This is a genomic window from Photorhabdus hainanensis, from assembly GCF_018448965.1.
GTDB lineage: Bacteria > Pseudomonadota > Gammaproteobacteria > Enterobacterales > Enterobacteriaceae > Photorhabdus > Photorhabdus akhurstii.
In genome coordinates, this window is record NZ_RCWD01000021.1 from 81,115 (window position 1) to 96,434 (window position 15,320).

Here is a 15,320-nt window from a genome sequence, read left to right on the forward strand (position 1 = left end):
ATAGGTAGGAAATGCGCTTAAAATTGCTTATACTTTAAGCATATACCATTGTTTTACGTTTTCACGGTGTTTGATGGATAATAGCGGGGAAACCGAAAGACCCGACTCTTTTAAATTTTCAAGGAGCAAAGAATGCTTATTCTGACTCGTCGAGTTGGTGAAACGCTCATGATAGGCGATGAGGTAACAGTTACAGTACTGGGGGTTAAAGGTAACCAAGTTCGTATTGGTGTAAATGCCCCTAAAGAAGTTTCTGTTCACCGTGAAGAAATTTATCAGCGGATTCAGGCCGAAAAGTCTCAGCCAACAACTTACTGACTCTAAGTTGGCGTCCTATCTCTGTCAGAACCGGGCGCCATTTTTGAGGGATCTCACCTCTGTTGGTATTTTCTAATCTTGCTAATTTTTTAAACTCTTGTCTATTTTCCCATCTTTTTTGTTTTTCTATCGTAAGAATAGCGTGCTCCTGGCATGCTATTGTGGCGAATAATGATTTGTATGTACTTCAATTGAGGTTGTGATAATTTACTGACGATAAAGCATACTTTCTGACGTCAAACTAAACATCTTGCGTGTGAAGTGTTCAAACAAACACAGGTTTAGAAAAATTGTTTGACTTATAAGTCTGGGAAAGTAATATGTGCGCCACGCAGTGACGAGGAGCTTAAACAAAAGTTCTGAGTTGCGATTCGAAAGAAAGCGTACGGTGAGATGGCCGAGAGGCTGAAGGCGCTCCCCTGCTAAGGGAGTATGCGGTTAAAAGCTGCATCGAGGGTTCGAATCCCTCTCTCACCGCCATTTAAATCACGCATCCATAGCTCAGCTGGATAGAGTACTCGGCTACGAACCGAGCGGTCGGAGGTTCGAATCCTTCTGGATGCGCCATATTTAGCCTTGAGATGAAATCATCCAAGGCGCCATTCAGGTAATAGAAGCAACTACTGCCTTTTACCAAGAGTGAAAAACTGGACACGCATCCATAGCTCAGCTGGATAGAGTACTCGGCTACGAACCGAGCGGTCGGAGGTTCGAATCCTTCTGGATGCGCAATAATTTAGCCTTGGGATGAAATCATCCGAGGCGCCATTCAGGTAATCGAAGTAACCACTGCCTTTTACCAAGAGTGAAAAACTGAACACGCATCCATAGCTCAGCTGGATAGAGTACTCGGCTACGAACCGAGCGGTCGGAGGTTCGAATCCTTCTGGATGCGCCATATTTAGCCTTGAAATGAAATCATCCAAGGCGCCATTCAGGTAATAGAAGCAACTACTGCCTTTTACCAGAGTAAAAAACTGAACATGCATCCATAGCTCAGCTGGATAGAGTACTCGGCTACGAACCGAGCGGTCGGAGGTTCGAATCCTTCTGGATGCGCCATATCAAGCCCTGCTTCAACAGCAGGGCTTTTTCCTTTCTGGCTGCCCGTGTTGCCACATAACTCACTCACTCTCTGTATGACGCTGAAATATTTTTGCTGCTATACCCTATGGATTTCAAGATGCATCGCGACGGCAAAGGAGCGAATCCCCGGGAGCATAGCAAACTATGTGACCGGGGTGAGTGCAGCCAACAAAGAGGCAACTTGAAAGATGACGGGTATATATCTAATCAGCGACAATTTGACTTGTTTAAGATAAAGTAAACCCTTATAAAAATTCTTCTAAAACACTACGGGAGGTCGAATTGATCCCGGACGTATCAAAGGCTCTATCATGGCTAGAGGCGCATCCGACAATTTTAAATGGAATTCGTCGCGGTGTTGAACGTGAAACATTGCGTATTACTGCCGATGGTAGTTTAGCCATAACGGAACATCCTAAAGCACTTGGTGCAGCGCTTACGCATAAATGGATTACTACTGATTTTGCAGAGTCATTGTTGGAGTTCATAACACCAGTTAATGATGACATAAAATATACGATTTCTTTTCTTAGCGATATTCATCGTCACACGGCGCGTATGCTGGATAAAGAAAAAATGTGGCCATTGAGTATGCCATGCTTTATTGATGCGGAGGAGAACATTACTCTGGCTCAATATGGTACATCGAATGTTGGTCGCTATAAGACTTTATACCGTGAAGGGTTAAAAAATCGTTATGGCGCGTTAATGCAGACCATATCCGGGGTTCATTATAATTTTTCATTGCCAATTGAGTTCTGGCGCGCCTGGGCTGGTATTGAAGATGTAGAGAGTGGTAAAGAGCAGATCTCTAATGGCTATTTCCGCTTGATCCGTAACTATTATCGCTTTGGGTGGGTGATCCCATACTTGTTTGGCGCTTCTCCGGCAATTTGTTCCTCGTTCTTACGTGGAAGAGAGACTTCTTTTCTGTTTGATCGGACAGAAAATGGAACTTGTTATCTGCCTTATGCGACTTCATTAAGAATGAGTAATCTGGGGTACACTAATAAATCACAAAGTGATCTGAATATTACGTTTAATAACCTACACACCTATATTGACGGGTTGAAAAAAGCGATTCGCAAGCCATCTGATGAGTTTGCTAAATTGGGCATTAAGCAAGGTGATAAACACATTCAGCTCAATACCAACGTCTTACAAATTGAAAATGAGTTGTATGCGCCGATCCGACCTAAGCGTGTCACAAAAGGGAATGAATCGCCTTCTGATGCGTTGTTGCGTGGGGGAGTGGAATATATCGAAGTGCGTTCATTGGATATTAATCCATTTGCAGCGATTGGCGTCAATGAAACACAAATTCGTTTTCTTGACCTATTCTTAATATGGTGCGTGCTTGCCGAAGCGCCTGAAATGGGCAGTGATGAATTAGATTGTTGCCGTAAGAACTGGGATAGAGTGATCCTTGAAGGGCGTAAACCAGGGCAAATGATTGGTCTTGGTTGTGGAAGTGTGGAAGAGCCGTTAGCGAAAGTCGGCAAAAAGTTATTTAGTGACTTGAAACGGGTTGCCGCAATATTGGATAGTTGTTCTGGCACACAATATCAAAAAGTTTGCGAAGAATTAATTGCTATGTTTGATGATTCATCACTGACTTTATCGGCTCGCGTGCTGGAAAAAATGAAGGACCAGGGCATTGGCGGCTTTGGACTGGAACTGGCAGATGAATACCATCAGCAACTGATCAATGAAAAATATGAGGTTATTAGCGACGAACAGTTTGCTATAGAACGCAGGACCTCCGTAGAGCGACAAGACGCATTGGAACGTGACGATACGATGAGTTTTGATGAGTATCTGAAGCAACAGACAGGATGCTAGAAAAGAAAACGGCCACAAGTAAAAGTGGCCAAATGGGATTTTCTAGAGAATAGGGATAATAATAACGCGTCTTTCATTCTTTATGACCGGTGGCAGATGAAAAAGTTTCATTTGCTTGAAGAAAAATCTGAATTTTTTGTGGAGATGAAGAAATGCCTTTACTGGATAGTTTTACTGTTGACCATACTCGTATGAATGCGCCAGCCGTAAGAGTTGCTAAGACTATGAAAACGCCTCATGGCGACACCATCACAGTTTTTGACTTACGTTTCTGCGTACCCAATAAACAGGTTATGCCTGAAAAGGGTATCCATACACTTGAACATTTGTTTGCTGGTTTTATGCGCAACCACCTCAATGGCGAGGGGGTTGAAATTATTGATATATCGCCAATGGGATGTCGAACAGGTTTTTATATGAGCTTGATTGGCGCACCGGCGGAAATACGCGTTGCAGACGCGTGGAAAGCGGCGATGGCTGATGTCTTGAAAGTGAAAGATCAGAGCCAGATCCCAGAGCTAAATATTTATCAATGCGGTACTTATCACATGCATTCACTGACAGAAGCTCAGGATATTGCACGTCATATTCTTGATTCAGACGTCCTCGTTAATAAGAATGATGAGTTGGCATTGCCGGAAGAAAAACTGACCGAATTGAAAGTGTAGTTCCATAGCAGTGATAATATTTTGGGTTCCTGAGATGAAGTATACCCTATGGATTTCAAGATGAATCGCGACGGCAAGGGAGCGAATCCCCGGGAGCATAGGTAACTATGTGACCGGGGTGAGTGAGTGCAGCCAACAAAGAGGCAACTTGAAAGATGACGGGTATATTAACAGGAATTTGCCGTTGGAGGTTGGTGATATACCTCCAGCGGTGTTAATTTTCCGCAGCGATTTAAATAGCTTGTGCTTCTTGCTCAGGAAATTGGCTAATGGGAGTGACTCGAACTTGTTTAATGACATTATCGTTGACTGAAAGTACTTCAAAATTATATTTGCCGATTTGCACTTGTACATTAAGAGCAGGTATTTCCCCTAACTCTTCAAGCACCATGCCATTAACCGTTCGTGGTCCATCAACAGGCAATGCCCAGTTAAAGGCTTTATTTAATTCGCGGATATTGGCTGTCCCGTCAACCAAAATAGTGCCGTCGCTTTGTGGTGAAACTTCTTCTGCCAGAGAAGGGGACATTGATGTTGTAAAATCACCGACAATCTCTTCGAGGATATCTTCAACAGTGACCAGTCCTTGAATATCACCGTATTCATCAACGATTAGCCCGGCTTTTTCCTTATTGCGTTGGAAATTCACTAACTGAATATTAAGTGGTGTGCTGACTGGGACATAATAGATTTTATCTGCTGCTTTAATCAGATTTCTTTTGGTGAACTCTTTTTTTTCTGTCATCAGTCGGTAAGCTTCACGTACACGAAGCATGCCGATAGCGTCATCAAGCGAATCACGATAAAGCACGATCCGGCCGTGAGGTGAATGAGTTAATTGCCGTATGATGGATTTCCAGTCATCATTAATATCAATGCCAATAATTTCATTACGGGGAACCATAATGTCGCCGATTGTGACTTTTTCCAGATCTAAAATTGAAATCAGCATATCTTGATGTTGCTGTGATAGCTTGGCATTTGATTCATTTACAATAGTGCGGAGTTCATCTTTGCTAATTGCGTGACTAGAGCCAGTAGGATGTTTGATACCAAGGCAACGCATTAGCAATAAAGTAATTTTATTTAGCGTCCAAACTAACGGCAGCATGATTTTCTGTAACGGGCGGAGCAAAAAACTGCTCGGAAAAGCGACTCTTTCAGGATAGAGGGCGGCTATCGTTTTTGGCATAACTTCAGAAAATATCAGTACGATAAACGTCAGAATACCGGTTGCGATAGCGACTCCGGCATCGCCGTAAAGACGCATGCCAATGATAGTAGCGAGTGCTGATGCAAGAATATTAACCAGATTATTGCCGATAAGAATCAGGCTGATAAGCTGCTCAGGATGACGAAGTAATGCTTCAACTCTCCGGGCAGAACGATTCCCTTGCTTTGCCAGATGACGTAAGCGATAACGATTCATTGTCATCATACCTGTCTCGGAGGCGGAGAAATAAGCTGAGACAATGACCATGATGACTAAAATAATCAGTAATGTGCTTGTTGAAACATGATCCAAAACAGAATTCCTTCCAAGTATTGATTGGACATCATACTCCTAGTAAACCATGATTTCCTGTAATAATCGATTGCCGAAATAGGCGAGCGTCAGGGTCAACGCGCCGATCAGGTTAAACCAGATAACGCGTTTACCGCGCCATCCATCATGGTAGTGGCCCCATAATAAAACGATATAAACAAACCACGCGATGATGGACAAAATTGCTTTGTGGATATTTTCGCTACTGAAAATATTATCTATATAGAGGATGCCGGTACAGAGCGTCAGTGTTAGCAATATTACGCCGACCTGAGTGATATGAAACATTTTGCGTTCAATGAACATTAATGGGGGCATATTTGGCGCAAAAGAGAGTTTTTTGTTTTTAAGCTGATGATCCAACCATCCAAGTTGTAATGCATATAATGCAGCGATAAGTAAAGTTGCGTAACCAAGAAGCGCTAATCCAATATGAATAGATAATCCAAAGCTGGCCTCTAGATGGGTAATAAATTCACCTGGCATCAGACTCGCTAAGACCAAATTTATCATGGCAAAACTGTAAACAATGGGTAGCAGGAACCAGGCTCGACCATGAGAAGCAACAATTGTCATGATGATGCAAGTCAGTAAACTGACAATAGAACCTAGATTTAGGAGAGTGAGATTTTGCCCGCTGCTAACGTGGAAAATCTGGTATTTAAGGGCAATAGCATGACAAATTAAAGCGACAATCGCGGAAAGTAATGCCAGCCTGCGGTATCCTTTCGATTTCCGCAATAAGCTGGGAATAATCAGTACCAGGCTGAGTAAATAAGCGAATGAAGAAATTATAGAAAATACTGGCATAGCATTAGTCGTTTTAGCGATAGTCTTTGGTTGAATTAAAGCTTAAGTATACCGCCAGCAAGGATAGCCTCCAACTGTTGTTAACTATCGGTGCGAATCTCTGTGCAGAGATCCTTTACCATCGTGTTATAATTTGCGAAATACGCCTTACAGGTAGCCCATTTTAAAAAAATTGAGCAGAGACAATGTTTGATAATCTAACCGACAGACTATCGCGCACATTGCGCAATATCAGTGGCCGTGGGCGACTGACCGAAGACAATATTAAAGAGACACTGCGTGAAGTTCGCATGGCTTTACTTGAAGCTGACGTTGCATTGCCTGTAGTGCGTGATTTTATTTCGTGCGTTAAAGAGAGCGCGGTAGGCCACGAGGTGAATAAAAGTCTTACTCCCGGCCAAGAGTTTGTCAAAATTGTTCAGAATGAACTCGTTAAGGCGATGGGGGAAGTTAACAGTGAACTGAATCTTTCTACTCAGCCTCCTGCCGTCGTATTAATGGCGGGCCTGCAAGGCGCAGGTAAAACGACCAGCGTTGCCAAGCTCGGTAGCTTTCTAAAAGGAAAACAGAAGAAAAAAGTTTTAGTGGTATCTGCCGACGTCTATCGTCCGGCCGCTATCAAACAGCTTGAAACCTTGGCGCAGGCAGTTGGTATTGATTTCTATCCTTCTGACGCTCAGGAAAAACCCGTTGATATCGTGACTCAAGCGGTACAGCACGCCAAATTGAAATTCTATGATGTACTTTTGGTGGATACAGCGGGTCGTCTGCATGTTGACGAAGCGATGATGGATGAAATCAAACAGGTTCATAAAGCCATTAATCCAGTGGAAACCCTGTTCGTTGTTGATGCGATGACGGGGCAGGATGCGGCTAATACCGCGAAAGCTTTCAATGAAGCATTGCCGCTGACCGGTGTGGTGTTGACTAAAGTCGATGGTGATGCCCGTGGCGGTGCTGCGCTATCTATTCGTCATATTACCGGTAAGCCGATTAAATTCCTGGGTGTTGGTGAAAAAACGGATGCGTTGGAGCCGTTTCACCCGGATCGTATTGCCTCTCGCATCCTTGGAATGGGCGATGTCATTTCTCTGATTGAAGAGATTGAAAGTAAAGTCGATCGCACTCAGGCTGAAAAGCTGGCTTCTAAATTAAAGAAAGGTGACGGCTTCGATTTAAATGACTTTCTAGATCAGCTAAAGCAGATGCGTAACATGGGGGGAATGGCCAGCATGTTAAGCAAAATGCCGGGAATGTCTCAAGTGCCAGATGCAGTGAAATCCCAGATGGATGATAAAATTCTGGTAAAAATGGAAGCGATTATCAATTCCATGACGCGTAAAGAGCGGGAAAAACCGGAAATAATTAAAGGTTCTCGTAAACGTCGTATTGCTAATGGTTCAGGCACTCAAGTTCAAGATGTTAACCGCTTGCTTAAACAATTCGACGAAATGCAGCGCATGATGAAAAAGATGAAAAAAGGCGGCCTGGCAAAAATGATGCGTGGTATGAAAGGCATGATGCCACCCGGATTTATGGGCCGTTAATCGATAAAATCTCGAAGAATATCCACTTTGGATTGCTTTTTGCGCCAAAGTGAGTAAACTTTTCGGGCTTTTTATCTGACAACCGGACTTCGTTCCTCGATGAAGTCTGGTTGTTTTGTTAACTAATGAGGATGTTATGGTAACAATTCGTTTAGCTCGTGGCGGCGCCAAAAAGCGTCCGTTTTACCAAGTAGTCGTGACCGATAGCCGCAGCCCGCGTGATGGTCGCTTTATCGAGCGTGTTGGCTTCTTCAACCCTATTGCAACAGGGAAAGCAGAAGCACTGCGTTTAGATCTGGACCGTATCGAACATTGGATTGGTCTGGGTGCAACTGTGTCTGATCGTGTTTCTACACTGATCAAAGACGCCAAAAAAGCAGCTTAATCTGTCGCGGTGGTAACTATGAGCAAGCAAACCTGTTTTGAACCGCCTGTAAACCCAATTGTATTGGGAAAACTAGGTTCAACTTATGGTATTCGTGGTTGGCTCAGAGTTTTTTCTTCCACCGAACATGCCGAAGACATTTTTGAGTATCAACCGTGGTTTATTCAACGGGCAGGTCGGTGGCGACACATCGAACTGGAAGCTTGGAAACACCACAATCAGGATATGATCATCAAAATCAAAGGTATTGATGATCTGGATGCTGCGAATTTACTGACTAATTGCGAAATTATTGTAGATTCAGAACAATTGCCAGAGCTGGATGCGGGTGATTACTACTGGAAAGACTTAATAGGCTGCCAGGTAATCAGCACTGCGGGTTATAACTTGGGGACTGTCAACGACATGATGGAAACTGGTTCTAACGACGTAATGGTAATTAAAGCAAACCTGAAAGATGCATTCGGTATCAAGGAACGGCTCATTCCGTTTCTTGATGGGCAGGTTATCAAGAAAGTCGATCTCGCTACCAAAACTATTGAAGTAGATTGGGATCCTGGTTTTTAAACTCCGGTTATAAGCGGTTGAAATGAGTGGGACGCGATAATGTGGATTGGGGTTATTAGCCTGTTTCCTGAAATGTTCCGCGCAATAACCGATTATGGGGTAACTGGCCGGGCAGTGAAAAATGGCCTGTTAAGTATTGAATGCTGGAATCCACGGGATTTTACCTATGACCGGCATCGTACCGTTGACGATCGACCTTATGGCGGTGGTCCAGGCATGTTGATGATGGTTCAGCCTTTACGGGAAGCCATTCATGCAGCAAAAACTGCGGCAGGCGAAGGCGCAAAAGTGATTTATCTTTCACCTCAGGGACGCAAACTCAACCAACAAGGGGTTTGTGAGCTGGCGACAAATGAAAAGCTGATTTTGATTTGCGGCCGCTATGAAGGGATAGATGAGAGGGTGATCCAAACCGAGATTGACGAAGAGTGGTCTATCGGTGATTACGTACTCAGTGGCGGTGAAATCCCTGCAATGACGATGATCGACTCAGTTTCTCGGTTCATTCCGGGTGTTCTGGGGCGTCAGGCATCGGCGGAAGAGGACTCTTTTGCTGATGGATTGCTGGATTGTCCGCACTATACTCGCCCGGAGGTATTAGATGGTATGGAAGTTCCACCAGTATTGCTGTCTGGAAATCATGCTGAAATTAATCGCTGGCGGATGAAACAATCGCTTGGCCGGACCTGGCTTAGAAGACCTGAACTTCTGGAAAACCTAGCTCTGACTGACGAGCAAAGGATATTGCTAACAGAGTTCCAACGGGAACATCTAGCTGAAGCAACTAATTAATCCAGACATATCCCCGAAGGGAATGTCTCTGATATATCAGTTTACCTAGGGTAAGAGAATTATTATGAGCAACATTATTAAACAACTTGAACAAGAGCAGATGAAGCAAGACGTACCTTCATTCCGTCCGGGTGACACCGTGGAAGTTAAGGTATGGGTCGTAGAAGGTGCTAAGAAACGTCTGCAGGCATTCGAGGGCGTGGTTATCGCTATCCGTAACCGCGGTCTGCACTCTGCATTCACTGTTCGCAAAGTTTCTAACGGCGAAGGTGTTGAGCGTGTATTCCAGACTCACTCCCCAGTCGTAGACAGCATTCACGTTAAACGTCGTGGCGCTGTTCGTAGAGCTAAATTGTACTATCTGCGTGAGCGTTCTGGTAAAGCTGCTCGTATTAAAGAGCGTCTGAACAGCAAATAATACGCTTTCGTTACATCCGAAAGTTATCATTAAAAGAGGTCAGCAATTGCTGACCTCTTTTTTTATCCCCGATTTAAAACCACGTTTTGTGGGCCTGGTCATCAATTTGGTTTATTGTAATGAAGAAACAGGTTGAATACGGGCGAGTTTTTTGGAGGATCTTTTATTACGTCCCTCTGGGGTGAAATCAATGTTCCCTTTTATGAAGGAGGATTTTTACTCATCGATAAATTATTCGGCAATACATTATTATCAGATTGTAATAATCTTAAAGACAATTATTTTGAGAGTCTTAGAATAATTTCAGGCGTGATTAACTGACGATAAGGATTTGCTTTGAAAACTTTTCAAATACATAACAAAACAATGGCTTACCGAGATGAAGGTGAAGGTTTCCCGTTATTACTAGGGCATAGCTATTTGTTTGATTCTACTATGTGGGCGCCTCAGATCGAGGCTTTAAGTAAAAAATACCGGGTGATTGTTCCTGATCTCTGGGGACATGGAAATTCGGGAGAGCTACCAGAACAACATCGCACTTTAGCTGATTTAGCTCGGGATTACCTGGCGTTGATGGATCAACTTGGCATTAAAGAGTTCGCTATCATTGGGTTATCCGCTGGCGGTATGTGGGGAATTGAGTTGGTAGAGATGGCGCCGGACAGAGTTAAGGCACTGGTTTTGATGGATACCTTTGTCGGATTAGAGCCTGAAGTGACTCATACAAAATACTTTGCCATGTTGGATGCGATAGAGCAGGCTGGCGCAATTCCTCAATCTATTTTGCAACAGCAGATAGCGCCAGCCTTCTTTAGTCAGCAACCGGCTCAACATTTGGTTGATGAATTAACTCAGCGTCTGGCAGCCATTCCTGCGGAAACATTGCGTAATAGTGTTGTTCCGTTAGGTAGAATAATATTTGGGCGTGAAGATAGAACGCATTTGTTGGAAAAACTGGATATTCCCTCTCTGGTTATTACTGGTGAACAAGATACGCCTCGCCCGCCTCTGGAGGGTTATTTGATGGCTGAAATATTGCACTGTAATCATATTATTATCCAGGATGCAGGGCATATTTCCACATTAGAGCAACCCCATAAAGTTAATCAGGAATTAATTGCTTTTTTACAGCAAGCTCTGTAACAAATATTTTAATAAAGAGGCTGGAAAATCCGGCCTCAGACCGCTGACATTAGTGTATTGATTTCCTTTAATAAATTAATGAAAAAGAGGATTGGATATAGCTTAATATTTTATGGGCGCCATTCAGTAATTTCATATTAAATATAAACTGCGATTATTGATATTCTTTGTTTTTAATAATAGAAATGAGATAAATATATTTTTTACCTGATGATTTTAAATGGAAAAATGAAAGATTAACGATCATAAAACATTGCCTATTTGTTCTGATATTAAAATTATTTTAACATAAGTATTTCTAATATTTTTCTATATAAAATAATTTAAATCTTATTAATTGGTTATAGAATAGATTTATCATTGAATTGACTCCTTTTTCATTTTTTGTAAATAATAATTTACAGTGTTTTAGATTTGTTTACACTTTTGGATTGTATTCTTTACGACGCATGATATGTTATTAGTCAAATGCATAAAAACAAATGAGTACAGAATGATAATTTGAGGAGAAAATCGACATGTTCATGCAAAGAGATGTACTTAATAACGTTCACATCAGTGGTGAGCAAATTCTTATCACTCCAAAAGAATTAAAGCAACAATACCCACTGAGCAATGATGATCTACATGCTATTGCAAACGCGCGTAAAGCAATAGCTGACATTGTTCAGCTCCGTGATCCCCGTTTGCTGGTAGTCTGTGGTCCTTGTTCTATTCATGACGTAGACGCGGCTTTGGATTATGCTCACCGTTTGGCCGCCCTTTCTGCTGAATTGAGTGATAGCTTGTACATCGTCATGCGTGTCTATTTTGAAAAGCCTCGTACAACCGTGGGTTGGAAAGGTCTTATTAATGATCCATTCATGGATGGTTCATTTGATGTGGAAGCTGGCCTGCATATTGCCCGCCGCTTATTACTTAGTTTGGTTAAAATGGGATTACCTCTTGCAACAGAAGCTTTAGATCCGAATAGCCCACAATATTTGGGGGATTTATTCAGTTGGTCTGCAATTGGCGCGAGAACTACGGAATCTCAGACACACCGTGAAATGGCTTCAGGCTTATCTATGCCTGTTGGTTTCAAAAATGGGACTGATGGTAGCTTGAGCACGGCAATTAATGCGATGTGTGCCGCTGCTATGCCACACCGTTTTGTGGGAATAAATCAATCGGGGCAGGTGTGTTTATTACAAACGCAAGGGAACCCGAATGGACATATTATCTTGCGTGGTGGTAAGACGCCTAATTACAGCGCCCAACATGTAATGGAATGTGAACAGCAAATGATTCAGTCTGGATTATTGCCATCCTTGATGATTGATTGTAGTCATGGTAACTCTAACAAGGATTTTCGTCGCCAAAGTTTGGTTGTGGATTCTGTTGCGGATCAGATCATTTCAGGGAATCGATCGATTACTGGCATTATGTTGGAAAGCAACATTAATGAGGGTAATCAATCCTCTGAACAACCGCGTAGTGAAATGAAATATGGCGTATCAGTTACTGACGCGTGTATTAGTTGGCAGACGACAGAGGCAATTCTAAGAAAATTACATCAGCAACTTAGCAGGCAATTGTCGCAAAGAATAACAGTACTGAAAAAAGCGGGATAATAAATATGGCGGCTGAATTATCTCAATTGCGGGATAAGATTGATGAAGTGGATAAAGCTTTGCTGGGCTTACTGGCAAAGCGTCTGGAATTGGTTGCAGAGATTGGTGAGGTAAAAAGCCAGAATGGGTTGTCAATTTATGCGCCTGACAGAGAAATGGCGATGCTTGCTTCACGTCGGCAGGAGGCCGAAGAGTTTGGGGTTCCACCTGATTTAATTGAAGATATCTTGCGCCGCATTATGCGGGAATCTTACACCAGTGAAAATAACAAAGGGTTTAAAACACTTTGCCCTCAATTGGGGCCGATAGTTATTGTTGGTGGCCTGGGCAAAATGGGGAAACTGTTTGGCCGCTTGTTAACATTGTCTGGTTATGAAGTCAAAAATCTGGAACCACAAGATTGGCCTGACGCGGAGCAGATTCTGGCGGGAGCGGGTATGGTGATTATCAGCGTACCTATTCATTTGACAGAAGGGGTTATTCGCTGTTTACCGCCATTACCTGACCATTGCATTTTGGTGGATTTGGCGTCTGTTAAACAGCAGCCATTACAAGCTATGCTTGATGTGCATAAAGGTCCAGTGTTGGGATTACATCCTATGTTTGGGCCGGATGTCGGTAGTTTGGTAAAACAAGTTGTTGTTTACTGTGACGGACGTCAAGAGGAAGCTTATCAATGGTTTTTAGAACAGTTGTTGATTTGGGGGGCTTGCTTGCATCAGATGAGTCCTGAACAGCATGATAAAAACATGAGCTTTATTCAGGCGTTGCGCCATTTCACGACATTTGCTTATGGGCAACATCTCGCACAGGAAGGCGCTGATTTACAACAACTGTTATCAATATCTTCCCCTATTTACCGTTTGGAACTGATCATGGTCGGGCGGTTATTCGCGCAAGATCCTCAACTTTACGCGGATATTATTATGTCATCACCAGAGAATATTGATCTTATACGCCGTTATCACCAAAGTTTTGGACAAGCGTTAGAGATATTGGAAAGCCGGGATAAACGGGCTTTTGTCAGCAGTTTTGAAGATGTTAGTGAATGGTTTGGTGATTATGCGCCTCATTTTATGAGAGAGAGCAGGGTATTGCTTCAACAAGCGAATGATAGTCGCCAATAGCTATCCCCTATGGATTTCAAGATGCATCGCGACGGCAAGGGAGTGAATCCCCGGGAGCATGGATAACTATGTGACCGGGGTGAGTGAGCGCAGCCAACAAAGAGGCAACTTGAAAGATAACGGGTATAAAAAGAATCGGATATGACAATACCCTGTTCAAATTGCTGACAAGTTTAATGGTATTAATGAGGGTGAAAGGCTTTGCGGATTAGATCACATTAAAGGCATAAAATGGAGGCGTAGTTTAAATTAGACCATAGAAAAGCAATGCTATTGGACGGATTAAAGACGTGTAAAGCAAGTTTAAACTGGCGTATTTAAGGTATCGCAATTTTACATGGTAGATGTGCAATATAATAATGCTGAAAATAGCTGAGTTATTATTTGGTTAAATTATTTATTTTCGGGTTTTGTTACGCGGTTTTTTTATCATCGAATTATTTAACTGGTTTAGTAAAAGGTTATTCACCGGTTGAAAACGTTATTAAAGATGGTTTTTGGGGCGATATATTTTCTGGTAAACGGATAAACCTATTCATATTTTTATTTGTCTTTTTTTCTAGGTATGTAAGCATTGATAAAGCCAGTTTTTATTTTTTACTGATAGCTTTATGATGGGCAGTTTTTAAGTTGTTATTAAAAATCATGGTGTTAACTTCTGGGTTTAATCGGTATAGAGTTTTAACCATGTTTTACCCCTTTTTTATCCCTGTTTTTTACTAAGTTTAACCATCATGGTATGTGGTCTTACGTTTAATGAGCATTAATCATATTCGCTTTAAGTATTAATAAAATCGATTTTCATTGCTTATTTTTTACTGATAGCTTTATGATGGGCAGTTTTTAAGTTGTTATTAAAAGTCATGGTGTTAACTTCCGGGTTTAATCGGTATACGGTTTTAACCATGTTTTTACCTCCTTTAATACCTGCTTTTTAGATGGTAAATGAATCTGGGAAAAAAGCTGAACCGGATTTAATCTGACAGATACCGGTAGAAATAACCGGTAATTGCTAGCGCTGAGATAGTATAGCTTTTAACAATTTTTTTCCCTTTTTTAATGCCTTTTTTATTAAAGTTTAACCATCATGGTATATGGTTTTACGTTTAATGAGCATTAACCATATCCGCTTTAAGCATTAACAAAGCCGGCTTTTATTTCTTATTTTTACTGATGGTTTTACGATGGACAGTTTTTAAGTTGTTATTAAAAGTCATGGTCTTAAGTTTTAACTTCTGGATTTAATCGGTATAAAGTTTTAACACTGTTTTTACCCCTTTTTACACTTGTTTTTTATTAAGTTTAATTATCCATCATGGGATATCGTATTTTATACCCAAGAAACTTCAAGATGCAGTTTTTAGCACCTGAAAATGGTCGTTAATTCTAGACATCAGCGAGTCCGCTATATCCGGTAGCGTTGTGGTGAAAAATTTGAAGACGTTGTCTCGAAATTCA

General features: G+C 42.0%; 13 protein-coding genes, 5 tRNA genes and 1 pseudogene. 16 read left to right on the forward strand and 3 right to left on the reverse strand.

Annotated elements, in window-relative coordinates:
- Positions 1–132: 132 nt before the first annotated feature.
- The 8 genes from csrA (at position 133) to luxS (ending at position 3,914) form a co-directional block, all read left to right on the forward strand.
- A complete protein-coding gene (gene csrA, locus EAE92_RS14110; protein WP_002209449.1) occupies positions 133–318 on the forward strand; it encodes a carbon storage regulator CsrA in 186 nt (61 codons plus the stop codon).
- Between the two features lie 387 nt (positions 319–705).
- Positions 706–798, forward strand: a tRNA-Ser gene (locus EAE92_RS14115).
- 10 nt (positions 799–808) lie between these two features.
- Positions 809–885 (forward strand) — tRNA-Arg (locus tag EAE92_RS14120).
- 88 nt (positions 886–973) lie between these two features.
- A tRNA-Arg gene (locus EAE92_RS14125) sits at positions 974–1,047 on the forward strand.
- A gap of 92 nt (positions 1,048–1,139) precedes the next feature.
- Positions 1,140–1,216 (forward strand) — tRNA-Arg (locus EAE92_RS14130).
- Positions 1,217–1,303: 87 nt separating this feature from the next.
- Positions 1,304–1,380, forward strand: a tRNA-Arg gene (locus EAE92_RS14135).
- A 306-nt stretch (positions 1,381–1,686) separates the two neighbouring features.
- On the forward strand, positions 1,687–3,246 hold the full coding sequence (gshA, locus tag EAE92_RS14140; RefSeq protein ID WP_214068534.1) for a glutamate--cysteine ligase: 1,560 nt from the start codon (positions 1,687–1,689) through the stop codon (positions 3,244–3,246).
- Positions 3,247–3,398: 152 nt separating this feature from the next.
- Positions 3,399–3,914 (forward strand): S-ribosylhomocysteine lyase, encoded by a 516-nt coding sequence (gene luxS, locus EAE92_RS14145; protein WP_036782343.1) that lies wholly within the window; start codon positions 3,399–3,401, stop codon positions 3,912–3,914.
- A gap of 232 nt (positions 3,915–4,146) precedes the next feature.
- Here luxS and EAE92_RS14150 read toward each other — a convergent pair whose 3' ends face one another.
- Complete coding sequence (locus EAE92_RS14150; protein WP_214068535.1) at positions 4,147–5,439, reverse strand: HlyC/CorC family transporter; 1,293 nt, start codon at positions 5,437–5,439, stop codon at positions 4,147–4,149.
- A gap of 39 nt (positions 5,440–5,478) precedes the next feature.
- Entirely contained in the window at positions 5,479–6,270 is a 792-nt protein-coding gene (locus EAE92_RS14155; protein ID WP_214068536.1) for a cytochrome C assembly family protein, read from the reverse strand.
- 185 nt (positions 6,271–6,455) lie between these two features.
- Between EAE92_RS14155 and ffh the strand changes: the two genes are divergently transcribed.
- The 8 genes from ffh (at position 6,456) to tyrA (ending at position 13,862) form a co-directional block, all read left to right on the forward strand.
- On the forward strand, positions 6,456–7,817 hold the full coding sequence (gene ffh / locus EAE92_RS14160; protein ID WP_036814100.1) for a signal recognition particle protein: 1,362 nt from the start codon (positions 6,456–6,458) through the stop codon (positions 7,815–7,817).
- A 136-nt stretch (positions 7,818–7,953) separates the two neighbouring features.
- Complete coding sequence (rpsP, locus tag EAE92_RS14165) at positions 7,954–8,202, forward strand: 30S ribosomal protein S16 (RefSeq protein ID WP_036814097.1); 249 nt, start codon at positions 7,954–7,956, stop codon at positions 8,200–8,202.
- Positions 8,203–8,220: 18 nt separating this feature from the next.
- Complete coding sequence (rimM, locus tag EAE92_RS14170) at positions 8,221–8,769, forward strand: ribosome maturation factor RimM (protein ID WP_214068537.1); 549 nt, start codon at positions 8,221–8,223, stop codon at positions 8,767–8,769.
- 39 nt (positions 8,770–8,808) lie between these two features.
- Positions 8,809–9,561 carry a tRNA (guanosine(37)-N1)-methyltransferase TrmD gene (trmD, locus tag EAE92_RS14175; protein WP_105396158.1) on the forward strand — a complete coding sequence of 251 codons (753 nt, stop codon included), beginning with the start codon at positions 8,809–8,811 and terminating at the stop codon, positions 9,559–9,561.
- Positions 9,562–9,625: 64 nt separating this feature from the next.
- Entirely contained in the window at positions 9,626–9,979 is a 354-nt protein-coding gene (gene rplS, locus EAE92_RS14180) for a 50S ribosomal protein L19 (protein ID WP_214068538.1), read from the forward strand.
- Between the two features lie 336 nt (positions 9,980–10,315).
- The gene (locus tag EAE92_RS14185) at positions 10,316–11,122 is read left to right on the forward strand and encodes an alpha/beta fold hydrolase (protein ID WP_246545213.1); all 807 of its coding nucleotides are present in this window, start codon (positions 10,316–10,318) and stop codon (positions 11,120–11,122) included.
- Positions 11,123–11,640: 518 nt separating this feature from the next.
- Complete coding sequence (locus EAE92_RS14190) at positions 11,641–12,735, forward strand: 3-deoxy-7-phosphoheptulonate synthase (RefSeq protein ID WP_281422781.1); 1,095 nt, start codon at positions 11,641–11,643, stop codon at positions 12,733–12,735.
- Positions 12,736–12,740: 5 nt separating this feature from the next.
- The gene (gene tyrA / locus EAE92_RS14195; RefSeq protein WP_214068539.1) at positions 12,741–13,862 is read left to right on the forward strand and encodes a bifunctional chorismate mutase/prephenate dehydrogenase; all 1,122 of its coding nucleotides are present in this window, start codon (positions 12,741–12,743) and stop codon (positions 13,860–13,862) included.
- A gap of 1,346 nt (positions 13,863–15,208) precedes the next feature.
- Here the strand turns inward: tyrA and EAE92_RS14200 are convergent.
- A pseudogene (locus EAE92_RS14200) lies at positions 15,209–15,320 on the reverse strand (IS630 family transposase); the annotation flags it as partial.

Coding starts and splice junctions, on each gene's coding strand:
- csrA (WP_002209449.1), top strand. CDS start 133: ATGCTTATTCTGACTCGTCGAGTTGGTGAAACGCTCATGATAGGCGAT.
- luxS (WP_036782343.1), top strand. CDS start 3,399: ATGCCTTTACTGGATAGTTTTACTGTTGACCATACTCGTATGAATGCG.
- EAE92_RS14155 (WP_214068536.1), bottom strand. CDS start 6,270: ATGCCAGTATTTTCTATAATTTCTTCATTCGCTTATTTACTCAGCCTG.
- ffh (WP_036814100.1), top strand. CDS start 6,456: ATGTTTGATAATCTAACCGACAGACTATCGCGCACATTGCGCAATATC.
- rpsP (WP_036814097.1), top strand. CDS start 7,954: ATGGTAACAATTCGTTTAGCTCGTGGCGGCGCCAAAAAGCGTCCGTTT.
- rimM (WP_214068537.1), top strand. CDS start 8,221: ATGAGCAAGCAAACCTGTTTTGAACCGCCTGTAAACCCAATTGTATTG.
- trmD (WP_105396158.1), top strand. CDS start 8,809: ATGTGGATTGGGGTTATTAGCCTGTTTCCTGAAATGTTCCGCGCAATA.
- rplS (WP_214068538.1), top strand. CDS start 9,626: ATGAGCAACATTATTAAACAACTTGAACAAGAGCAGATGAAGCAAGAC.
- EAE92_RS14190 (WP_281422781.1), top strand. CDS start 11,641: ATGTTCATGCAAAGAGATGTACTTAATAACGTTCACATCAGTGGTGAG.
- tyrA (WP_214068539.1), top strand. CDS start 12,741: ATGGCGGCTGAATTATCTCAATTGCGGGATAAGATTGATGAAGTGGAT.